Annotated in this window: 17 protein-coding genes and 1 tRNA gene; 11 read left to right on the top strand and 7 right to left on the bottom strand. The window is 65.1% G+C overall.

The features are described 5' to 3' along the window. The first annotated feature begins 60 nt into the window (after positions 1-60). The 5 genes from recF to E7811_RS07335 all read left to right on the top strand — a co-directional run bounded on the left by recF (position 61) and on the right by E7811_RS07335 (position 5,554). On the top strand, positions 61-1,167 hold the full coding sequence (gene recF / locus E7811_RS07355) for a DNA replication/repair protein RecF (RefSeq protein ID WP_136393875.1): 1,107 nt from the start codon (positions 61-63) through the stop codon (positions 1,165-1,167). After that, positions 1,164-1,604 (top strand): VOC family protein, encoded by a 441-nt coding sequence (locus E7811_RS07350; protein WP_136393874.1) that lies wholly within the window; start codon positions 1,164-1,166, stop codon positions 1,602-1,604. Before recF ends, E7811_RS07350 begins: the two co-directional genes overlap by 4 nt. 7 nt (positions 1,605-1,611) lie before the next feature. Next, positions 1,612-2,232, top strand: a complete 621-nt coding sequence (locus tag E7811_RS07345) for a LysE family translocator (protein WP_136393873.1) — start codon at positions 1,612-1,614, stop codon at positions 2,230-2,232. 81 nt (positions 2,233-2,313) lie between these two features. After that, positions 2,314-4,764 (top strand): DNA topoisomerase (ATP-hydrolyzing) subunit B, encoded by a 2,451-nt coding sequence (gyrB, locus tag E7811_RS07340; RefSeq protein WP_136393872.1) that lies wholly within the window; start codon positions 2,314-2,316, stop codon positions 4,762-4,764. A 7-nt stretch (positions 4,765-4,771) separates the two neighbouring features. Then, positions 4,772-5,554, top strand: coding sequence for a ZIP family metal transporter (locus E7811_RS07335; protein ID WP_136393871.1), 783 nt, complete (start codon positions 4,772-4,774; stop codon positions 5,552-5,554). 5 nt (positions 5,555-5,559) lie between these two features. On the opposite strand, the gene E7811_RS07330 is transcribed toward E7811_RS07335, so the two are convergent. After that, positions 5,560-6,243 (bottom strand): NnrU family protein, encoded by a 684-nt coding sequence (locus tag E7811_RS07330; protein WP_136393870.1) that lies wholly within the window; start codon positions 6,241-6,243, stop codon positions 5,560-5,562. 159 nt (positions 6,244-6,402) lie between these two features. Beyond that, entirely contained in the window at positions 6,403-7,305 is a 903-nt protein-coding gene (locus E7811_RS07325) for a LysR family transcriptional regulator (RefSeq protein ID WP_136393869.1), read from the bottom strand. 206 nt (positions 7,306-7,511) lie between these two features. On the opposite strand from E7811_RS07325, the gene E7811_RS07320 reads away from it, so the two are divergent. From E7811_RS07320 to E7811_RS07305, 4 genes are all read left to right on the top strand, one after another. Further along, on the top strand, positions 7,512-8,234 hold the full coding sequence (locus tag E7811_RS07320) for an isochorismatase family protein (protein WP_136393868.1): 723 nt from the start codon (positions 7,512-7,514) through the stop codon (positions 8,232-8,234). Positions 8,235-8,309: 75 nt separating this feature from the next. Further along, positions 8,310-10,388 carry a hydantoinase/oxoprolinase family protein gene (locus tag E7811_RS07315; protein WP_136393867.1) on the top strand — a complete coding sequence of 693 codons (2,079 nt, stop codon included), beginning with the start codon at positions 8,310-8,312 and terminating at the stop codon, positions 10,386-10,388. Between the two features lie 13 nt (positions 10,389-10,401). Beyond that, entirely contained in the window at positions 10,402-12,189 is a 1,788-nt protein-coding gene (locus E7811_RS07310) for a hydantoinase B/oxoprolinase family protein (RefSeq protein ID WP_211092087.1), read from the top strand. 112 nt (positions 12,190-12,301) lie between these two features. Continuing rightward, positions 12,302-13,804 carry an NCS1 family transporter gene (locus E7811_RS07305; RefSeq protein ID WP_136393866.1) on the top strand — a complete coding sequence of 501 codons (1,503 nt, stop codon included), beginning with the start codon at positions 12,302-12,304 and terminating at the stop codon, positions 13,802-13,804. 362 nt (positions 13,805-14,166) lie between these two features. Here the strand turns inward: E7811_RS07305 and E7811_RS07300 are convergent. Then, positions 14,167-14,242 (bottom strand) — tRNA-Arg (locus E7811_RS07300). Positions 14,243-14,814: 572 nt separating this feature from the next. On the opposite strand from E7811_RS07300, the gene E7811_RS17890 reads away from it, so the two are divergent. Both E7811_RS17890 and E7811_RS07295 read left to right on the top strand, forming a co-directional pair. After that, a complete protein-coding gene (locus E7811_RS17890; RefSeq protein ID WP_168732945.1) occupies positions 14,815-14,955 on the top strand; it encodes a hypothetical protein in 141 nt (46 codons plus the stop codon). Further along, positions 14,952-16,217, top strand: a complete 1,266-nt coding sequence (locus E7811_RS07295) for an aminotransferase class V-fold PLP-dependent enzyme (RefSeq protein WP_136393865.1) — start codon at positions 14,952-14,954, stop codon at positions 16,215-16,217. The genes E7811_RS17890 and E7811_RS07295 overlap by 4 nt, the downstream gene beginning before the upstream one ends. Before the next feature lie 189 nt (positions 16,218-16,406). Here E7811_RS07295 and E7811_RS18335 read toward each other — a convergent pair whose 3' ends face one another. Genes E7811_RS18335 through E7811_RS07280 form a run of 4 tightly spaced genes read right to left on the bottom strand, consistent with a single transcriptional unit; the run spans position 16,407 to position 20,622 of the window. After that, a complete protein-coding gene (locus E7811_RS18335; protein ID WP_281277031.1) occupies positions 16,407-16,538 on the bottom strand; it encodes a hypothetical protein in 132 nt (43 codons plus the stop codon). 29 nt (positions 16,539-16,567) lie between these two features. Further along, positions 16,568-17,374: a crotonase/enoyl-CoA hydratase family protein gene (locus E7811_RS07290; protein ID WP_136393864.1), complete on the bottom strand. Its 807-nt coding sequence runs from the start codon at positions 17,372-17,374 to the stop codon at positions 16,568-16,570. A gap of 15 nt (positions 17,375-17,389) precedes the next feature. Continuing rightward, positions 17,390-19,048, bottom strand: coding sequence for an acyl-CoA dehydrogenase (locus E7811_RS07285; RefSeq protein ID WP_136393863.1), 1,659 nt, complete (start codon positions 19,046-19,048; stop codon positions 17,390-17,392). After that, positions 19,045-20,622, bottom strand: a complete 1,578-nt coding sequence (locus E7811_RS07280) for an AMP-binding protein (protein ID WP_136393862.1) — start codon at positions 20,620-20,622, stop codon at positions 19,045-19,047. The genes E7811_RS07285 and E7811_RS07280 overlap by 4 nt, the downstream gene beginning before the upstream one ends. Positions 20,623-20,626: the final 4 nt, after the last annotated feature.

Below are 20,626 nucleotides of genomic sequence, written 5' to 3'. Positions count from 1 at the left end.
CCGGGGGGCCAGCCCCCCGGACCCCCCGGGGTATTTCCATCAGGTTGAAGGAGCGGGCGCGTGAGCGGGTTGGCCATCCAGTCGCTGACGATGTCGCATTTCCGCAGCCATCGGGTGACGAAGCTGGAATTCGATGGCCGTCCGGTCGCGATCTGGGGGCCGAACGGGGCGGGCAAGACCAACATCCTTGAAGCGGTGAGCCTTCTGTCGCCGGGGCGCGGATTGCGCCGGGCGGGGCCCGAGGAGCTGGCGCGGCGCCCCGAGTCGCTGGGATGGAAGATCCGGGCCGAGGCGACGGGTTTTGCCGCCGTCCACGAGGTGGAAACCTTTGCCGAGGCCGGCGGCGCGCGCGCCGTGACGATCGACGGCAAGCCCGCGACACAGGCGGCCCTGGGCCGCATCCTGCGCATCCTCTGGCTTGTGCCCGCGATGGACCGGCTCTGGATCGAGTCGCCAGAGGGGCGGCGGCGGTTTCTGGACCGGATCGCGCTTTCCTTTGCGCCCGACCATGCCGAGGCGAGCCTCGCCTATGAAAAGGCGATGCGCGACCGTAACCGTCTGCTGAAGGATCAGGTGCAGGACGCCCATTGGTATGGCGCGCTGGAATCGCAGATGGCCGAGGCGGGGGCGCAGATCATTGCCCATCGGGCGGCGGCCGTGGCCCGGCTGACTGCAGCGCAGGACGGTGCGGAGACCTGCTTTCCGCGGGCCTCCCTTTCGGTCGTCGGACCCGAGGGCGAGGCAGAGGCGACGGATGCCGCGTCCCTTGCCGTTGCCCTTGCCGAAGGGCGGCGGCGCGACATGGCGGCGGGCCGGACCCTGACCGGGCCACACCGGGCCGACCTGCGCGCTGTCTATGACGAGAAGGGGGTCGCTGCCGACCAGTGTTCGACCGGCGAGCAGAAGGCGCTTCTGATCAGCCTGATCCTGGCGAATGCGCGCGCCCTGGCGGCCGATCTGGGCCGTGCGCCGATCATCCTGCTGGACGAGGTCGCCGCCCATCTGGATGCCGCGCGCCGCGCCGCGCTTTATGACGAGATCTGCGCGCTCGGGGCGCAGGCCATGATGACCGGGACGGAGCCGGGGCTGTTTGACAGTCTTGCAGAAAGGGGCCAAGGATTTTCCGTCGCCGATCTGGGCGGCGTTTCCACGGTGACCACGGCATGAGGCCGCATCCGCCCGTTCAGCGCGTGACGCTCATTACCCTCGGTGTCGCCGATCTGGCGGCGGCGCGCGCCTTCTATGCCCGTCTGGGATGGAGGGAGCACGGGGAAAGCCAGGAGGGCGTGGCCTTCTACCAGATGCAGGGGGCGGCGCTTGCGCTGTTCGACCGCGCGGCACTGGCGGCCGACCAGGGGCGTCCGGGGGCCGGACTGGGAACCGGTGCCGTGACGCTGGCGCAGAACTTCGCCACCCAGGCCGAGGTGGACGCGGCCTTTGCCGCGGCCGTCGCGGCAGGGGGGACGGCCCTGAAGGCGCCTGAAAATGTGTTCTGGGGCGGTTATTCCGGCTATTGGGCGGACCCGGACGGGCATGTCTGGGAAGTGGCGATGAATCCGTTCTGGCCGCTGGCCGACGACGGCAGCCTGACCTTGCCGGGATAGGGCCGCGATGACCGTGACGCTTGATCAACTGGGGCTTTATGTCCTTGCCATGGCAGGCCTGTGGGTCATCCCCGGACCGGTCTGGGTGGCGCTGACCGCGCGGGCGCTTTCGGGCGGCATGGCCGGGGCCTGGCCCTTGGCCGTGGGGGTGGCGCTTGGCGATCTGATCTGGCCCTTCTGCGCCATTCTGGGCCTGGCCTGGGTTCTGTCGCTTTATGGCGACCTGCTTGGGCTTATGCGCTGGATCGCGGCGGGGGTGTTCATCGTGATGGGCATCCTTCTGCTGGTGAAACCCGCCGCGAAGCCGGGCGAGGATAGTCGCCTGACGCGGCCCGGCATCTGGGCCGGGTTTTCGGTGGGCGTCGCTGCGGTGATCGGCAACCCGAAGGCGATCCTGTTCTACATGGGGTTTCTTCCCGGCTTCTTCGACCTGTCGCGCGTGACCGCCCCGGATATCGCCGCGATCCTTGCCGTTTCGGCGATCGTGCCGATGCTGGGCAACCTGGGATTGGCGATGTTCCTGGATCGCGCGCGCCGCATTCTGGCCAGCCCCGAACGGATGCGGCGGCTGAACATCGCCTCGGGTCTGATGCTGGTTGGCGTCGGCTGCGTCATCCCCTTTACCTGAACGCTAAATCTTGTGTCCAAGTCGTGACATTCCCGGCCGGGACCGCTATAAATCGCGGGCAACTTCAAGGGTAACGACCGCATGGCAGACGCCGCCAAGAAGCCAGCCGAATACGGCGCCGAATCCATCAAGGTTCTCAAGGGGTTGGAGGCCGTTCGCAAGCGGCCCGGCATGTATATCGGTGACACCGACGATGGCTCGGGCCTGCACCACATGGTCTATGAGGTCGTCGACAACGGCATCGACGAGGCGCTGGCCGGTCACGCCACGGCCGTGACGGTAAAGATTCACGCCGATTCCAGCGTTTCGGTCCGCGACAACGGTCGCGGCATTCCGGTGGACATGCACCCCGAGGAAGGGGTCAGCGCGGCCGAGGTCATCATGACCCAGCTGCATGCAGGCGGCAAATTCAACAACACCGACGAGGGCGGCAACGCCTACAAGGTGTCGGGCGGCCTGCATGGCGTGGGCGTGTCGGTGGTGAACGCGCTGTCCGACTGGCTGGAGCTGCGCGTCTGGCGCAACGACAAGGAATACTACGCCCGGTTCGAAAACGGCGAGACGGTCGAACATGTGCGCGAGGTGGGTCCCGCGCCGGGCCAGAAAGGCACCGAGGTGCGGTTCATGGCTTCGTCCAAGACGAACCGGGCCGATGGCACGTTCTCGAACCTCGACTACAGCTTCAAGACGCTGGAAACCCGCCTGCGGGAACTGGCCTTCCTGAATTCCGGCGTGCGGATCATCATCGAGGATGAACGCCCGGCCGAACCCGTCCGGACCGAACTTTTCTACGAAGGCGGCGTCAAGGAATTCGTCAAATACCTCGACCGGTCCAAGACCCCGGTGATGCCCGAGCCGATCTACATGGTGGGCGAAAAGAACGGCATCGGCGTGGAAATCGCCATGTGGTGGAACGACAGCTACCACGAGACGGTTCTGCCCTTCACCAACAACATCCCGCAGCGCGACGGGGGCACCCATCTGGCGGGCTTCCGCGGCGCGCTGACCCGCACGATCAACGCCTATGCGCAGTCTTCGGGCATCGCGAAGAAGGAAAAGGTCGATTTCACCGGCGACGACGCGCGCGAAGGCCTGACCTGCGTGCTTTCGGTGAAGGTGCCCGATCCCAAGTTTTCCAGCCAGACCAAGGACAAGCTGGTTTCCTCCGAGGTGCGCCCGGCGGTCGAGAACCTGGTGAACGAGAAGCTGGCCGAATGGTTCGAGGAAAACCCCGGCCCGTCCAAGGTGATCGTCGGCAAGATCATCGAGGCCGCGCTGGCACGCGAAGCCGCCCGCAAGGCGCGCGAACTGACCCGCCGCAAGACGGCGCTGGATGTGGCCTCGCTTCCCGGCAAGCTGGCGGATTGCCAGGAACGCGATCCGGCGAAATCGGAATTGTTCCTGGTCGAGGGTGACAGCGCCGGCGGATCGGCCAAACAGGGCCGGTCGCGGTCCAATCAGGCCGTGCTGCCCCTGCGCGGCAAGATCCTGAACGTGGAACGCGCGCGGTTCGACCGGATGCTTTCAAGCCAGGAGATCGGCACGCTGATCACCGCACTTGGCACCGGGATCGGGCGGGACGAGTTCGACATCGGCAAGCTGCGCTATCACAAGGTCGTCATCATGACCGATGCCGACGTGGACGGCGCGCATATCCGGACGCTTCTTCTGACCTTCTTCTTCCGGCAGATGCCCGAGTTGATCGAAGGCGGCTACCTCTATATCGCGCAACCGCCGCTCTACAAGGTCGCGCGCGGCAAGTCCGAGGTCTACCTGAAGGATCAGGCCGCGCTTGAGGATTACCTGATCGAGATGGGCATCGAAGGCGCCGTCCTTCGGCTGGCCGACGGGCAGGAGATCGCCGGGGCCGATCTGGCCCGCGTGATCGAGGGTGCGCGGTCGTTCCGGCGGGTTCTGGAAGCCTTCCCCACACACTACCCGCGCGGCATCCTGGAACAGGCGGCGCTTGCCGGGGCTTTCGACCCGGGCCGGGCCGATGACGACCTGCAACTGGTGGCCGACACCGTCGCCAAACGTCTGGACATGATCGCGCTGGAATACGAACGCGGCTGGACGGGGCGCATCACCCAGGATCACGGCATCCGCCTCAGCCGCATCCTGCGCGGGGTCGAGGAATTGCGCACGCTGGATGGTGCGGTCCTTCGGTCGGGCGAGGCGCGGCGCCTGTCGCAGATCTCGGGCCAGACGCGCGAGGTTTATCAGCGTCCGGCGCGGCTGGTGCGCAAGGACCGCGAACAGATGATCCACGGCCCCATCGACCTGCTGAAGGCGATCCTGTCCGAAGGCGAAAAGGGCCTGTCGCTGCAACGCTACAAGGGCCTGGGCGAGATGAACCCGGAACAGCTGTGGGAAACCACGCTGGACCCCGAAGCGCGCACCCTGTTGCAGGTCAAGGTCGATGACCTGGCCGAGGCCGACGACATCTTCACCAAACTGATGGGCGATGTCGTGGAACCGCGGCGCGAGTTCATCCAGCAGAACGCGCTGAGCGTCGAGAACCTGGATTTCTGAGCCGATCGTGGAAACGCTGTCCCCGGTCGCGCTCGGGTTCCTTGGCAGTCTGGCGGCCGGGGCCATGACGGGTGCGGGGGCGCTGCCGGTGCTGTTCGGGCGGACGCCGGGGCGGGCCTTCCGTGACCTTTCGCTGGGGTTCGCGGCAGGCGTCATGCTGGCCGCATCCTTCTTTTCGCTGATCATCCCGGCGCTGGATGCGGCGGGCGAGCGGCATGGCGACGGCGCCATCCCGGCGCTGATCGTCTGCGTGGCGATCCTGATCGGCATGGGCGCGGTCGCCTTGATGAACGAAAAGCTGCCGCATGAACATTTCAAGACCGGTCGCGAAGGGCCGGAAGCGGCGGCGCTTCGCCGGGTGTGGCTGTTCATCATCGCCATTACCATTCACAACTTTCCCGAAGGTCTGGCTGTCGGCGTGGGCTTTGGCGCGCACGGGATGCAGGGCGGCCTGCCGCTGGCGATCGGGATCGGGTTGCAGAACGCGCCCGAGGGCCTGGCCGTGGCCGTCGCACTTCTGGGCGAGGGCTATGGCCGCCGCCGCGCCTTTGCCATCGCCGCGCTGACCGGCGCGGTCGAACCCGTGGGCGGGGTGATCGGGGCGGGCGTGATCCTTGTGGCTGGGCCTCTGCTTCCCTGGGGGCTGGCCTTCGCGGCGGGTGCGATGCTTTACGTCATCAGCCACGAGATCATCCCCGAAACCCACCGGTCGGGCCATCAGAACAAGGCCACGCTTGGCCTTGCCATCGGTCTGGTCGTGATGCTGTTCCTGGATGTTTGGCTGGCCTGATCGGGTCAGGGCAGGGGCGACACGCCGATCACCGGAACATGCAGGTGCCACAGCCCGGCCCACAGGATCGCCGCCAGCACCAGACGCGCCACAGGCGGAAGGCCGAGCGGCCGCCAGCGACCGTTCAGCAGCGCCGCAAAGGGCAGCAGGCCGGTGCGGGCCGTCAACCGCGCCCATTCGGCCGGCCCCGCGATCCGCGCGCGGCGCCGTTCCACGATCGCCATTCCGGCGATGGAAAAGACCAGGAACAGCCCGAACAGGATGACATGGGCCAGGTCGCCATTGGCCAGCAGATGCGCCCCGGACCAGATCGCCAGCGCCCACAGCAGGGGTTGACGGGTGATCGCGGCAATCCCCGGCCGCTCCGGATCAAAGCCCGACGCGCGGCCTTCGAAGGCGAAGGGGTTCGGCGCGGCAACGCCGAAAGTGCCCAAGGCAATGGCAAGGGGCATGGCGATGTTGACGGCCCATCGGTGCCAGGTCTGTTGATCCCACAGCGGCACGAAAGGCGCCCGACCGGCCGCCTCGATCACCCACCACAGAAGAAACAGCGACGCGACGGAAAAGGCCACCGTATAGCCACGCGGCCCAAGCACCCCGATCAGGGCCCCCTTCACGCCAAGGGCTGCGGGGATCCGGTGCGACCCCATGAAGATGATGAGCGCAAGTGCGAATTCAACCCAACCCATGCCACCGAAGTCCTGTTCCCGAGGCCCGAAGCCGGCAGATCCGGCGGCCACCGCGCCCGCCGCCGTCACGCTACAGGCAATCAATGAGAGGGGCAAGGACAGGCGAATTCCATCATTTCTGTCAGACACTTGCGCCGGCGCGACGGTTGCCGCCACAGCCTAGGGCGCGTGAACCCCGATCTGCTTGGCCACCTGGACGAAGGCCTGCACCTGCGGCGACCTGTTCGACCGCTTCCACACCAGAACGGTCCGGCTTCGGAAGGCGGGATGCATGATCTGCCTCACTTCAACATTGCGGCCCAGAAAGCCGATCAGGCTTTCGGGATAGATCGTGATCCCCAACCCGGCCGCGACAAGGCCGTTCAGCGCCAGTGTGTTCGACGCCTCAAGCGTGACATTCAGCGCGATCCCCTCGCCCGAGAACATGTCGTTCAGGCGCCAGCGGTATTCCTCCCATTCCCGCATGTTTCCCAGGATGATCGCCTGCCCGACAAGATCGGACGGAACGATCCTGGGCCGCAGCAGCAGGGGGTGGTTTCGGGGGGTGGCGATGTAAAGCGGCTCGGACGAAAGTTGCAGCGCGGTGAAATCGGGATGGTCGAAGGGGCCGATCATGTACCCGATGTCCACATCCCCGTTGGCCAGCGCGATCTTCTGGCCCTGGGTGCGGATGTATTCCAGCCGGACATCAATATACGGATGCGCCTGCCGGAACCGCAGCATCGCCGACGGCATCAGCTCGGTCGCGGCGAAGGCCATGTAGGCCACCCGCAAAAGGCCGGCCTTGCCTTCGGCCACCCGCCGCGCGGCCTGGATCGATTCGTCATAGCCACGCATCAGTTCGGCGTTATCCCGATAGAACTGCTGCCCCGCCTGCGTGAGCGATACTTCGCGGGTCGTGCGATCCAGAAGACGGAAGCCAAGGCTTTGTTCCAGTTTCTGGATCCGGCGGCTGAGCGCGGATTGGTCCAGATGCAGCCGCTCGGCCGTGCGCCGGAAATTGAGGTCCTGCGCAAGTGCAAGAAATGTCTGGACGTTTTCAAGGCCTGGCAGGGTCTTCATGCGGCTATCCGGATTTCGCGAGGCGGAAACTTTGATGCATTTCGTGCATCAATAAACGATGACTCGCCATTTCACAGAGGTCAATCCACCTGTCACCTTTCCGTCAAGGGCCCGCCGAACCCATGCTCCCAAGGGTGGCCGGCAGCTCGGAACAGCTGGATGCGCCACAGCGCATCAGGCATCAAAGAGAGACAGGAGACCAAAGAATGAGCGACGTTGACGCCAAGGAACTGGACCGGCTGCTGCAGCAGGCTTTCGACACCGCAAGCAAACTCTACCAACAGCGCGGTTTCCAGCGCCGTGTCGGCTTCGGCAAGCGCCCCGCGCTGGTCAGCGTGGACCTTGCAAATGCCTGGACCCGGCCGGGCAACCCCTTCACCTGCGACCAGGACAAGATGGACAACGAGATCATCCCCGGCATGCAGAAGCTTCTGAAGGCGTTCCGCGCCGCGCATCTGCCGGTCGTCCATGTGACCACGGCCTATGAAATCACCGACCGCAACGCCGACTTCACCGACATGGGCCTGTGGCACAACAAGATCCCGGTCGATGTGGTCGATCTCAAGAACAAGGACCTCTGGGCGATCGACAGCCGCATTGCGCCGGTCGAGGGCGAATACACGCTTCTGAAAAAGCGCGCCTCGTCCTTCCACGGCACCGAACTGGCGGGCATCCTGCGCGCCAACAACGTGGACACGATCCTTGTCACCGGCGTGACCGCCTGCGCCTGCGTGCGCCAGACGATCTGCGACGGCATCGCCGACGGCTTCCGCACCATCGCGGTGAAGGAATGCATCGGGGACCGCGTGCCTGGCGCCGTGGCCTGGAACCTCTTCGACATCGACGCCAAGTTCGGCGACGTTCACACCGTCGATGAATGTGTGGCCTATATCGACGGCCTCGCCTCCCGGAAGATCGCCGCCGAGTGATCACCCTGCCGGGCCGCCAAGGCCCGGCATTTTCCATCCGCCCGCAAGAGGCGGACGAACGACAGGAGAGATGACATGGCCAGAATTGGCGTAGACGTCGGCGGAACGAACACCGATCTCGTGCTGGAATGCGCGAAGGGCGTCTTCTACCACAAGGTTCCGACGACCCTGAAGAACCAGTCCATCGGCGTGGTCGAGGGCGTGCAGGGCATCTGCCGCAAGGCCGGGATCGACCCTTCGGAGGTGGAAACGATCGTGCATGGCACCACGACCGCCACCAACATCACGATCGAGCATAACGGTGCCGAATGCGGGATGATCACGACCGAGGGTTTCCGCGATATCCTGCACATCGGGCGCCACAAGCGGCCCTACAATTTCTCGTTGCATTTCGACGTGCCGTGGCAAAGCCAGCCTTTGGTCAAGCGACGCAACCGCATTTCCGTGGCCGAACGCATCCTGCCGCCCACCGGCGAAATCGTGACGCCCCTGGACGAACGGGCCGTCCGCGACGCCTGCGAGCTGTTCCGCAAGCGCGGCATCAATTCCGTCGTCATCGGCTTCATGTTCGCCTTCCTGAATGACGCCCACGAACTGCGCGCCAAGGAAATCGTGCTTGAGGAAATGCCCGACGCCTATGTCACGCTGTCGTCGGAAGTGGCCAAGGTGATGCGGGAATACGAACGGTTCTCGACTGCGGCGATGAATTCCTATGTCGGACCGAAGACAGCCTTCTACCTGCGCGATCTGGACAGCCGCCTGCGCGAGGCGGGGGTGACCTCGAAGCTCAGGATCATGCAGTCGAACGGCGGCGTCTCGACGGTCGAGGCCTGCGCCAAGCGCCCGATCCGCATCCTGATGTCCGGCCCTGCGGGCGGCGTCATCGGCGGCGCCTCCGAAGGGGCGATGGCGGGCGAGGCAAACATCATCACCGTCGATATCGGCGGCACCTCCGCCGATATCTCGACCATCCCGGCGGGCGCGGTCAAGATCATGAACCCGCGCGACACCTATGTGTCGGGTCATCCGGTGCTGACGCCGATGATCGACCTTGTCACCATCGGCGCGGGCGGCGGATCGGTCGCGTATATCGACGAGGCCGGAGCCTTCCATGTCGGGCCGCGTTCGGCCGGATCAGAGCCGGGGCCGGCATGCTATGGCCGCGGCGGCACGGAGCCGACCGTGACGGATGCCCAGATCGTGCTGGGGCGTCTTGACCCCGACATGGCCCTTGGCGGCGACCTCAAGCTGGACGCGAGCCTTTCGCAAAAGGCGATCGAGGAAAAGATCGCGCGGCCGATGGGCATGTCCGTCAAGGAAGCCGCCTTGGGGATCATCCGGATCATCAACAACAACATGGCGCTGGCGATCCGGTCGAATTCCGTCGCCCGTGGCATCGATCCGCGCGAATTCTCGATCATGCCCTTCGGCGGGGCAGGCCCGCTGCACGGGGTGGCCCTGGCCGAGGCGATGTCGTGCAAGGACGTGATCGTGCCAGTAGCGCCGGGGATCACGGCGGCGGTGGGCCTGTTGAAGACGGACCTTCAGTACGAACACACCGAGGCGGTGATCGTCGAACTGCTGAAGGCGGGCGAGGGCGAATTTGCCCGCATCAACGCCGCCGTTGCCAGCCTGCGCGAACGGGTCCGGGCGGAACTGGACAATGACGGCATCCCGCAGGACCGCCAAAGCATCACCATCGTCGCCGAATGCCGCTATCACGGGCAGGGGTTCGAACTGCGCGCGGCGATGCCCGAGGGCCCGGTGAGCGCCGCGAACGTCCATGTGATCGCAGACAGCTTCCATGACCAGCACCAGCAGGATTACGGCTACAGCTATCGCAAGGCCGAAGTGGAGCTGATCACCCTTCGGGCCATCGGATCGGCCTCGGTCCGGCGGATCGAGATCCCGACCATCGCGGCCACCGACGGGTCAAGCATCGACCGCGCGCTGATGTTCGTCCGTCCGACAACCTTCGATGACGGCCGGACGCTGGAAACCCCGCGCTATGACCGCACCAGGCTGTTCGCCGGGGATCGTGTGCCGGGGCCCGCCCTTCTGCACCAGCACAACGCGACGACCCTCGTCCCGCCCGGATACGTGGCCGAGACGCTGGAATACGGCAACACCCGAATCCGCCCGATCGGCGCGTAAGGAGAGCAAGTCCATGAACGTCATGACCAACCCTGACGCCATCACCGTCGATCCGATCACGCTTCAGGTGATCCGCGGCAGCTTCGAGACCATCGCCGAAGAGATGGGGCATGTCCTGTATCGCATGTCCTTCTCCTCGATCATCCGCGAAAGCCAGGACCTGGGCGCGGGGCTGTTCGATGTGAACTTCAACACGCTGTGTGAATCGGAATCCACGCCGATGCACATCGGGTCGATCCCCGGGTATCTGCGCGGCATCGCCGAGACGCTGGAGGATGACGAATGGTATGACGGCGATGTCGTCGTCCATAACCATCCCTACCACGGGTCGAGCCACACGCCCGACCTCGCCATCGTGGTGCCGGTCTTCTATCAGGGGCGGCTAGTGGGTTTCGCGGGCAACACCGCGCATCATGTCGATATCGGCGCGGCGACGCCCGGCCTGATCATCGACGTGCCGGATGTCTATGCCGAAGGGATGCTGTTTGCCGGCACCAAGCTTTACCGAAAGGGCGAGCCGAACAACGCGATGTGGAACTACATCCGCCGCAACAGCCGTGCGGCGCAACAGCTTGTGGCCGACATTGAGGCGCAGGTCGCCTCGGCCCGGCTGGGGGCGAAACGGTTCGTCGAACTTCTGGACAAGTATGGCGAGGCCACGGTCTTTGCCGCCGCCAATCAGTTGATGGACTATGCCGAGCGGATGACGCGCCAGCGCATCAGCGAAATCCCCGACGGCGACTATATTGCCGAAGGCTGGCTGGATGACGACGGGCGCAACCGCGACCGGCAGCTGAAGGTCAAGGTGACGGTCCGGGTGCGCGGCGACGAAGTGGAGGTGGACCTGACCGGTTCCGCCGACCAGACACCCACTGCCTACAACGTGCCCTTCGAGGGCTCCACCAAGGTCGCGGCCTATGCGGGCTTCCGCAAGCTTCTGCTGGATGCGGCAACCTCGGACACGCGCGTCCCCTCGAACGAAGGATCGTTCCGCCCGATCAAGGTCACGGCACCGCTTGGGTCGATCTTCAACCCGCGCGCGCCTGCCAGTGCCGAGGCCCGTTTTACCCAGTGCAACCGGATGATCGACCTGATCATCCGCGCCCTGGCCCCGGTCATGCCGGAAAAGGTGATCGCGGGGTCGTCGGCCTCGATCAGCTTTGCGGCCTATTCGGGGGTGAGGCCTTCGGGGGATTACTGGGTGTTTCTGGAAGTGAACGAAGGGGCCTATGGCGGCCGGCCGCGTTCGGACGGCCCCGACAGCATCGACAACCTGATGGCCAACACGCGGAACAACCCGCTGGAAGACCTGGCGATGCACATCCCGATGATCTGCGACCGGTATGAGCTGCGCGACGACCAGCCCCCCGGCGCGGGCGAATTCCGGGGCGGGATCGGCGTGGTCAAGGCGCAGCGCGTGCTGACGCCCGCTTTCATCACGCATGAATCCGAACGTCACACCGAGGCGCCCTGGGGCATCTTCGGCGGTCAGGACGGCACGGTGGGGCGCTGCACGATCACGAACCGGAACCGTCCGGGCGACGTGCGCGACATGCCGTCGAAATTCTCGGGCCTCGCGGTCGAGGCGGATGACGTGATGACCTATTACAGCCCGAACGGCGGCGGCTATGGCAACCCGCTGAACCGTCCGCCCGTCAAGGTGCTGGAAGATGTGCTCGACGGGTTCTGCACCGTCGCGCAGGCGCTGGATGTCTACGGGGTCGTCGTCGACCTAGAGACGGAAACGGTGGACATGGCGGCGACCGAAAAGCGCCGCGCCGCCCTGCATAAGACCACCTGAAACCGAAAGGGGCCGCCACTGGCGGCCCCTTTCCCATCGCAGGACGAAACGGGCGGGCGCGCATGCGGCCGCACGGCAAATGCGTTCACGCCAACAACAGGGAACTACAGTCATGACAGTGATCGACAACAGCAGGGAGCGGTCGTCTGACCGAACCTCGCTTATCGAGGAAAGCATCCTGCCCACCCGTGCCAGCCAGCGCCCCATCGGCATGCTTGGCTATGCCTGGATCTGGGTTGGCATCGCGGTGATCATCGCGACATACTCGCTTGGGGCCGCCGGAATTGGCGGTGGCTTCCCGCTCGGGACAGTCATCCTGACGATCTTCCTCGCCAACCTTGCCATCGGGGCCTTCATGATCCTGACGGCGGATATCGGCACCGAACACGGGCTTTCCTTCGCGGTCTACCTGCGCGCGCCCTTCGGCATTCACGGCACCCACCTTCCGGCCATATCAAGGGGCATTGTCGCGTCCATGTGGTTCGGGATCCAGACCTATCTGGGCGCGCTGGCGCTGAACGGGATCGCCGAATATTTCCTTGGCTTTTCCAACTGGTTCGTCTGGTACCTTGCCTTCGGGGTGGTTCAGATCGCCAACACCATGCTGGGGATCAAGTCGGTCGAACGGCTGGCTTCGCTGGCCGCCCCGGCGATCATCGCGATCTCGGTCTGGATGTACTTTTCCCTGGAAGGGCTGGCCGAGACGAAGGGCCTGAACATCTGGAATTTCCGCGCCGAAGGGCAGATGTCGCTTCTGGTGCTGTTCATCGCCAACATGGGATTCTGGTCGACGCTGGCGATCGACATCCCGAACCTGACCCGCTTCGTGAAGACCAGAACGCGGCAGCGCGGGTTTTTCGCCCGTAACCGCAACGTCTTTGTCGCGCAACTGCTGGCCCTGCCCGTGACCCAGGCGATGATCGCCGGCATCGGCGCGGTTTCGTTCATCGCCACCGGCAACTGGAACCCGGTCGAGGTGATCCAGGGCGATGCGCAGGGAATGGCGTTGGTCATCCTGCTTGCGCTGGTCGTTCTTGCCCAATGGTCGACCAACAACTCGGCCAACCTGATCCCCGCGGCGCTGACCTTCATCAACCTTGCCCCGCGCGTCGTTACCTACAAGACGGGCGTGGCCCTTGCCGGCATCGTGGGCACGCTCTGCTTCCCGTGGGAGATCCTGAACAACCTGTTCGTCTTCCTCGGCTATTACGGCGCTTTCCTGTCGGCCATCGGCGGGATCATGATCGCGGACTACTACGTGATCCGTGGCCGCAAGGTGAACGTGCCCGACCTGTTCAATCCGCGTGGCCAGTTCCGCTATACCGGCGGGTTCAACGTGGCGGGCCTGCTGTCCTGGGCCGTCGCGGGCGGCCTTGCGGCGTACTGGTCGCAATATGCCTTCGTCATCGGCTTTCCGCTGGGCTTCGTGGCCTATCTGGCCCTGATGAAGGTGCTGGTCCTGCCCGCCCACCCGCAAGCGGAACTGGGCCGTGGCGACGGGGATGCCTTCCTTGCGGCATCGGTGGGCAAGGATTGGGTCCATGTCGGCGGCGGGGCCTTCGCCCGCGTGGACTGCGACGCAGCACAGGGACAGCTTGACCGCGAAGACCTGTGACGTCACGAGGGGCCATCGTCACCGGAACGTCCGATCGCCGGCCCGCCATGCGCGGGCCGGTCTTCGTTCGGCCATCGGCACGGCGCTATCCCGCTGCGCGTCCAATGTGGCCCATCGGCAGCAGGAACCCTTCACGCAGACGGTTTCGGCGGCCAGCGAATGCCCGATCCTGCCGGGATGCAGGAGATACCCCTGCGACGAGGATTTCCATCGTCCTCGGGGATCGCAAAGCGGATGCTTTGGCCGAGGAACTGGTGACAGCCGTCAGAAACGCGGCGCGTCGGTTCGTGCAATCGATCGGGGTCGACGGCTGAAAATCGGCGGCGCACAACGGGCGCCTGTAACCGGCGGACGATCATGTATGGCGGCCCCGACAGGATTCGAACCTGTGACCTACCGCTTAGGAGGCGGTCGCTCTATCCCCTGAGCTACGGGGCCGCAGGGCCAAGGCTGCCCTGCGCGCATACATGCGGGTAAAAGCACGACAAGGCAAGCTGTTGTGCAAGCTGTTGTGAAACCTGCCCTGCAAGCCGTCGTGCACATGCGCAGCCTCCACCGATCGCTCCTCCATCTGATGTCAGGTCTTCAACCCCGGCATCTGGTGGATCGGATCTGGGATGGGGCTGTCTGGCTTTGATGTCCGGATCTTGCAGGGGTATCCATGGGGCGTCGCACGTTCAGGGTCCTGAGCCTGCGTGCAAATCCAGCGGTCCCTGTATTGCAGGCCCGCCGAGTTGTGTGGTCGTGCTGCCCCCGTGGCGAACCTGTCCCGGTGTGCCCCCTTCCATTCCGGTGCATTGATCGCACCATGAAATCATGGGATCAAACATCCGACGGTCAGCGCGCGGGGTCCCCGTCGTCGTGGGCGACGGTGGGAATGAGATCGGCATTGAACGGGTGGCGGCGGTGTCGAACAGGGGCTGCACCGTGACCCGCGCCGCGATGGCGCATGGTAGGGGCGACGTGCGGCCTTGCACATGCCTGAAATGGAGGCGAGGTTTCCTGAGATCATGACTGCCGATGGCCTTGTCAATTCGGCCGATGGCATCATCGACCCGCCCGCGGACGGCATCCGCGACAAGACCCACGTCGCAGTGGCAGAACTGGCCGCCGCGATCATCACGAAAGCACCAGGGATGAACCTGAAATGATTACCGACAGTCCGGCATTGATGTCCGAGATCCGCAACCGCTTCGCCCATGTGGAGACCTGCCCCGAGGCAGGGCGGCGCATCTTCTTCGAGAATGCGGGCGGCGCGCTGACGCTCAATTCGGTGGTCGAGACATCGACCCGTTACGCCGCGATCCCCGACAACCAGGGCCGCGACAACGAGATGGCCCATGCCCTTGTCGCCACGATCGACAAGGCCAAGGCCGACATGCGCCTGTTCTTCAACGCGCCCGAGGGCGACATCTTCGTGGGCGAAAGCGGGACCGAGCTTCTGTTCCGGCTCATCATGAACGCGATCCTTGGGGCAGGCGAGGGCGGCATCGTCCTCGGCTCGACACTGGAACACCCCGCGACACGCAGTGCCTGCACCCGTTGGGCAAAGGTGGCGGGCAAACCCTATGTCCAGGTGCCGCACGACAACGCGACCGGGTTGGTGACGGCCAAGGACTTTGCGCCGTACCTGACGCCGGACATCCGCGTGGCGACCATCCTGCACACCTCGCCCGTGACCGGCATGGGCGTCGACGTGGCGGGCATCGCGGCGGCGATCCGGGCGGTCGCGCCAGAAGCCTACATCATCGTCGATGGTATCCAGCACGCAAGTCACGGGCTTATCGACATCGCGGGCTACGGCATCGACGGCTATGTGATTTCGCCCTACAAGGTCTTTTCCCGCCACGGCTATGGCGTGGCCTGGACCTCGCCCCGGCTGAACGCGCTGCCCCATGACGGGCTGATCGGCGGTCCTGCCGGAAACTGGGAACTCGGGACCCGCGACACCGGGTCTTACGCCACCATGTCCGACGTGGTGGGCTATTTCGACTGGCTGGGTGCGCAGGTTTCGGACGCAACCGACCGGCGCGCCCGGATCGAGGCCGCGGGTGCCGCGATCCATGCGCATGAGAAACGGCTGACCGACGCGATGATCCACGGCATCGGCAACCTCGCGGGGCTTGCCGAACTGCCCGGTGTCGGGATCATCGGGGGCGCGGACAACCCGGCGCGGGAAGGGCTGGTGTCGATCACGGTCGAGGGCATGGCGGCCCCCGATGTGGTCAGCGCACTGCGGGCGCGGGGCATCCGCACCCATACCCGCAAGGCCGACCACTATTCGGGCAATATCCTTGCCCCCCTCGGCCTCGAGGCGGCGGTTCGCGTCTCGCTCTGCCATTACAATACACTCGACGAGGTCGCGGCCTTCCTGACCGCGATGCGCGAGATCGTAGAGGGGCGGGGCGCCTGAGAAGCCTCGGGCGCGCCCCGTCACCTTGGCCCGGAGGTCGTCGATCAGCGGCATGAAACCGATCCGGTCAGGCGCGATGGATCGCCGGCAGAGCCCGCGCGCATGCGCCTACTCCGGCACCATCTTGCCGACTTTCAGCCCCGGATCCCGGATCGTGCAGGATGCCTTTTCCTGCACGATCTGGATCCCTCAGAAGAGCCCGTTGCCGCGCACCTCGCGAACGAGCGGATGACCCTTCAACCCCCCGCAGACGGCGAGCACCGGATCGAGATCATCGCCGAAGCCGGATCGCTGTCGCGCGTGCGCCGGATCGGCGTGCAAGGCCAGCAGTGGCGGCCGACCTGCCTTCTTCAGTCATTCGGTCGAACCCGTGCCGCAGTCTTGTCGGCGAAGGCGGCAAGGCGGGCGCGGGCGTCAGGCTGGGTGTTGACAACGCCCGCAAGCACGGACTCGGCATAGGCGGCGTCCAGCGCCGACATGTTCTGCATGTGGCTTACGGCCGAGCAGATCGCGAAGTTCGTCAGCGGCAGGTTTTGGGCCGCGCGGCGAGCCAGATCGATCGCCTTGTCCAAGCTGGAGCCATCCACGATGTATTGCGCAAGACCCAGGTTTGCCGCTTCCTGGCCCTGATAGACGCGCCCCGTCATCATCATGTCGATCATCCGAGCCTTGCCGATCAGATCGGTCACCCGGATGGTGGCCCCGCCGCCCGTGAACAGGCCGCGCTGGCCCTCGGGAAGGGCGAAATAGGTCGTTTGGTCCATCACCCGGATGTGCGCTGCGCTGGCAAGTTCCAGCCCGCCACCCACAACGGCGCCTTTCAGCGCTGCAATCACCGGCACGCCGCCGTATTCCATCTTGTTGAAGGCTTCGTGCCAGCGCATGCACAGGTGCATGAACTCTGCCGGGGTGCGGTCGGCCTGATGATGTTCCACCAGATCGAGCCCGGCGCAGAAGTGATCGCCTGCCGCCGCCAGAACCACGGCGCGGACACCGGCACGGGGGGCGGTCGAGAAATAGTCGACCAGTTCCTCGATCGTTTGGCTGTTCAGCGCATTGCGCTTGTCCGGGCGGTTCAGGGTGACGATGTGCAGGCCGTCGTCCTGAACCTCGATGGCAAGGTTCTTGAACTGGGCTGGGTCGATCTTTTGGGCCATGAGCTGTCCTGACACTTAGAAGGCGAGGTCGAGAAGGCTGGTCGCGCCTTCGGTGATACGGGTCCGCTGCAACGCGGTTTCCGGCAAGATGTGACTGATATAGAAACGCGCACTGGCAATCTTGGCGGTCATGAAGGCAGGATCGTCGGCCATGGCGACCTCGGCGGCAAGGGCCGCGCGCGCCATTTGCCAGCCCGCAACAAGATTGCCGGCCAGCATCAGATAGGGCACAGCGCCGGCATGGGCGGCCAAGGGATCGGCCTTGAGGAGGGTGTCGGTCGCCACCTCAAAATCGGCGCGGGCGGCGGCGAGGCGCGGTGCAAGGTCTGCCAGCGCCTGGCCGTGCAAAGCCGCTTCCGTCGCCGCGATCATGGCCACCAGTTTTTCCGCCATCGCTCCGCGGTCGCGCAGGGTCTTGCGGCCCACGAGGTCATTGGCCTGAATTGCGGTCGTGCCTTCGTAGATCGGCAGGATCCGCGCGTCTCGGTAGTGCTGCGCAGCTCCGGTTTCCTCGATGAACCCCATGCCGCCATGCACCTGCACCCCGTCCGAGGCCGTCAGCACCGCCATTTCGGTGCAGAACCCCTTGACCAGCGGCACAAGGTAATCGGCAAGCACGGGGTCCTCCACCCCGGCCGCAAAGGCAGCAAGCGACCGACAGGCTTCGGTCCGGGCCCGCATCTGCCCCAGAAGGCGGCGAATATCGGGGTGGTTGATGATCGCCACCGGCCCCTTGGCAGAGCCATCGACCGGGCGGCCCTGCAAGCGGCCCTTGGCATAATCCAGCGCCTGCTGGTAGGCCCGTTCGGCAATGGCGATACCCTGGACGCCCACGGCAAAGCGGGCGGCGTTCATCATGGCGAACATCTGATCCAGCCCGGCGTTTTCCGCGCCGATCAAAATGCCTTCGGCACTGTCATATTCCATGACGCAGGTAGGGCTGGCGCGCACACCCAGCTTGTGTTCGACGCTTTGGCAGGTCACGCGGTTCCGGCGCCCGTCGGCCAGAACCTTGGGCACCAGAAAGAGGCTTATCCCCTTGACCCCGGCGGGTGCATCGGGTGTGCGGGCAAGAACAAGATGAAGGATGTTCTCGGCCAGATCATGCTCGCCATAGGTGATGAATATCTTGGTGCCGGTGATGCGGTAGCTGCCATCTTCCTGCCGCTCGGCCCTTGTCCGCAAAAGCGAAAGGTCGCTGCCCGCTTGCGGTTCGGTCAGGTTCATCGTGCCGGTCCAGCGGCCCGAGACCAGATGGGGCAGATGGGCGCGGATGGCCTCATCGCCAAATCGGCTTAGCGCCTCCATGGCGCCGTCGGTCAGAAGGGGACAAAGCGCAAAGCTCATGTTCGCGGCATTCAGGATCTCGCCCGCTGCCGCGCCGATGACAGGCGGCAGGCCCTGCCCGCCATACACCTCGGGGTGGCAGAGGCTTGGCCACCCCATTTCGACGAATTTCCCATAGGCTTCGCGGAAACCGGGCGCGGTTCGGACCTGTCCGCCCTCACATGCCGAACCGGCGCGGTCGCCCGCCATGTTCAGGGGGGCGATTTCCTCTGCGCAGAATCGCCCGAACTCGGCAAGAACGGCGGCGGCTGTTTCGGGGTCGGCGCCGTTCGAAGCGATATGCGCGTTGTTGAACAAGAAATCCTTCAGCGGCGCTTCGTAGGTCATGACTGTTCTCCCAATTCCCGGGCCGCCTGACGCAGAATGTATTTCTGGATCTTTCCCGTCGCGGTCTTGGGGAGGTCTCCGAAGATCACAGTCTTCGGGGCTTTGAAATGGGCAATCCGCTCTCGGCAGAAGGCGATGATCTCCGCCTCAGAGACCGCCGCCCCCTCGCGCAGTTCCACGAAGGCGCAGGGGCTTTCACCCCATCTGGAATGAGGGCGGGCAACGACGGCGGCGGCCTGGACCGCCTGGTGGCGGTAAAGCACCGCCTCGACCTCGACCGACGAGATGTTTTCGCCGCCCGAGATGATGACATCCTTCAGACGGTCGCGGATCTGGATATAGCCGTCGGGATGAACCACCGCCGCGTCGCCTGACCAGAACCAGCCGCCTTCAAACGCCTCGGCCGTCGCACTGGCGTCCTTGTAATAGCCCTTCATGACGGTGTTGCCCCGAATGGCGATCTCGCCCTGCGTCAGCCCGTCTTTCGGCACGTCCCGCCCTGTTGATCGGTCGATCACGCGGATGTCTTCAACCATCGGAAAGGGCACGCCTTGCTGTGCCTGACGGTCAGCGCGGGCGGCCGCAGGAAGGTCTTCCCACTCCTCCTGCCAAAGGCATTGAGAGATATGGCCATAGGTTTCTGTCAGGCCATAGACCTGCATCACCTCCATCCCCAGGGCTGTAGCCTTTTCCAGCACCGATGGCGGAGGTGGCGCACCTGCGGTCAGCACCTTGACCGGGGGCGAAAAGGGCTGCTGCGCCTGATCGCACAGCATTTGCAGCACGATCGGGGCAGCGCCGAAATGGGTGACGCCGTGGCGGGCGATGGCGGCAAGAAGGTTCGCCGGGGTCGCCTCGCGGACAAAGATCAAGTGGCCGCCCACCACAGCCATGGCCCAGGGGTGGTTCCAACCATTGCAATGGAACATCGGCACAACCGACAGGTATGTCGGATTGGGCGGAATGGACCAGCCCGCTACGGTGCCCATCGCCATCAGATAGGCCCCACGATGGTGATAGATCACGCCTTTCGGCTTACCTGAGGTGCCGGAGGTGTAGTTCAGCGCCAACGCCTGCCCCTCGTCGGCGGGCAAGACCCATCCCATCGGTGTGTGGCTGGTCAGGGTTTCATAAGCGGCAAGGTCAAGCACAGGCAGCTTGCGTCCCAGCAGGGCAAACGCCTTTTCCAGAAGCGGGGCGAGGGACGCATCGACGATCACCAGGACGGCATCAGAGTGATCGAGGATATAGGCTACGGTTTCGGCATCCAGACGGGTGTTGATCGTGTTGAGGACCGCGCCCAAGAGGGGCACGGCGAAGTGAAGCTCAAAGACCTCGGGGCCGTTTGGCGCAAGGACCGACACGGTGTCGCCCCGCGCGACGCCACGCGCGGCCAGCGCCGCCGCAACGGCGCGACACCGCCGTCCGGTTTCGGCCCAGTCATGGGTGACACCGTCGCAGGTGGTGGCCGGGCGATTGGCAAAGACCTGCTCGGCCCGTTTCAGGAACGACAGGGGCGACAACGCCACGTGGTTGGCGGCGGCGAAGGAAGCGGCCTCGTAATCTTCACGCATGGCG

Source organism: Aliigemmobacter aestuarii (genome assembly GCF_004799285.1).
Lineage (GTDB): Bacteria > Pseudomonadota > Alphaproteobacteria > Rhodobacterales > Rhodobacteraceae > Aliigemmobacter > Aliigemmobacter aestuarii.
This window is presented reverse-complemented; position numbering and strand designations above follow the sequence as displayed.